Annotated in this window: 1 pseudogene; it reads right to left on the reverse strand. The window is 71.3% G+C overall.

Going from position 1 to position 1,936, the window contains the following annotated elements:
* Positions 1-1,936 (reverse strand): annotated as a pseudogene (locus ACFU99_RS42115) (hypothetical protein); the annotation flags it as partial.

Raw genomic sequence — 1,936 nt, forward strand, 5'->3', positions numbered from 1 at the left:
GTTCAGATCGTGCCAGGCCGACCTGGCGTCGGCGGAGACCTGCGGCAGCCGTTCGGCGGCCTTCGCCAGGCCGGGGGCGGCGTCCTTGACGGCGTTCAGTTCGTGTTCGAGGTCGTACAGCACCTTCTCGGTGTCCGACATGCGGTACTCCGTGCCCATCAGGCGCGCACGGGCCCGGTCCATCGCCTCCCGGCCCATGGAGTCCAGCCGGTTCCGCACCCAGTCGCCCTGCCCGCCCATGCCCTCCCGGCTGGGGAACGACTCCCGGGCGCTGTGCCACTTCTCGTACGCGTCGGCCTCGAAGCGGAAGCGCCCGGCGGCGCTCTCGTCGAGCCGGAGCAGGCCGTCCCGGACCGTGGTGTTCACGTCCCGGAAGCCGGCGTTCATGACGTCGCGGCGGATGTCCGCCAGCAGCCGGTCGCCGGCCTCGCGCAGCGACGCGTGCGTACTGGCGATGTGCTGCGTCCGGTCACCGGTGAACAGGGAGTGCGGCGCGTCGTGCTCCAGCCGGGAGGCGAGGTCCGCGAAGTGGCTACGGACCTTCTGGGTGCCCTCCAGCTCGGCCGCGAGCCGCTTCGCCAGGTCGTCCTCCCTGCGCAGCCACTGCTCCCCGGCCCGCTGGAGGGCCGAGTGCTGGGCCTGGGAGGTGTACTTCTTCTTGGGGATCGCGCCGAGTTCGTCATCGAGGAGCTTCTGGAACGCGTCGTGGGACGCCTTTCCATAGCGGGTACGGACCTCCGCCACGTCCCGGTCGGACCAGCCGGCCTCCGTCTCCTGCCAGCTCTTCAGACGGTTGGCCAGCAACTCGTCGGTGCCGCTCAGGAATTCATGGGTCTTGGTGTGCAGTTCGATCCGGTCCGGCAGTTCCTTCGCGAGGCTGTCGGAGAGATGGGTGAACCGGTCCTTCGGGTTGCCGACGTGCCAGTGCGGCCGTTCCTTCAGCTCGCCGTAGGTGAGATCGAAGGCGTGCTCAAGGCTGTTCCGGTAGCCCTTGGAGGCGGCCTCGACCGCTTCCGCCGGGCGGCCCTCGGAGTTCCAGCGGCGCTCGGCCCGGGACACCATGCGGTCGATGTTCTTGGTGATCTCCGGGGTGCGGCTGTGCAGCATGGCACGGCCCCGGAAGGTGCTGCCGAGCTTGTCCACCTGCCGCTGCCACTGCTTCTCGGCCTGGGCGAGGTCCGCGGCGGACTTGCCCTCCTTGCCTTCCTTGCCCACCGGGCCGAACGTGTCGTCGAACTTGCCGCGCGCGTCCCGCAGAGCCTTGTCGAAGACCAACTGGCGCTCTTCGGCACTCAGATCGCGCAGTGCCTTGGACGTCTTGGTCGCCTCGGTGAACCGGTCCCGCAGCTTCTCCGCGGACTGCTGGAACTTCTCCTCCAGGTCGAGCCTGCGCGCGGCGTTGTCGCGCAGCGTCTTGCTCTCCGCCGCCCACGCCTCGTCCTTGGCGGAAGCCGTCGCGTGGGTGCTGGCGGAGTGTCCGGCCGGGGTGTGTTCGGCCGGGGGCGCCGCGGCGGGCGGCGCCGGCTCCTCGGGGCGGACGACGGGCTGCTCCGAGTGGTGGCCCGAACTGCCCGCATCATGCGTCGCGTTGGAGTGATCGCCGGGCGCGGAGGCGTCATGCGAGACGCCCGAGGCGGCCGGTTCGTGTCCTGCGCCCTCGTGCGCGGACGCCTTGGTCGGCGTGGCGTCCGGCTTCTCCCCAGTGCTCTGCGGCGTCTCGCCGGAGCCTTCCGGCGCCTTGCCGGAGTTCCGCGGCGCCTTCCCGGAAGTCTCCGCGGACTTCGCGGTCTTCGCGGAGTCCTCCGCGCCCTTCGCGGTGCTCTCCGGCCCCCTCCCGGAGGTCTTCCCGGCGGGGGGCTGCGTCGTCTTCTCGGCGTCCGGCGCCGTCGCCCTGGCGTCCGGCCGGTCCATGGGCCGGTTGCCGGGCCGCGCGCCG

Origin of the sequence: Streptomyces sp. NPDC057654 (genome assembly GCF_042800135.1) — a bacterium.
Taxonomy (GTDB): domain Bacteria; phylum Actinomycetota; class Actinomycetes; order Streptomycetales; family Streptomycetaceae; genus Streptomyces.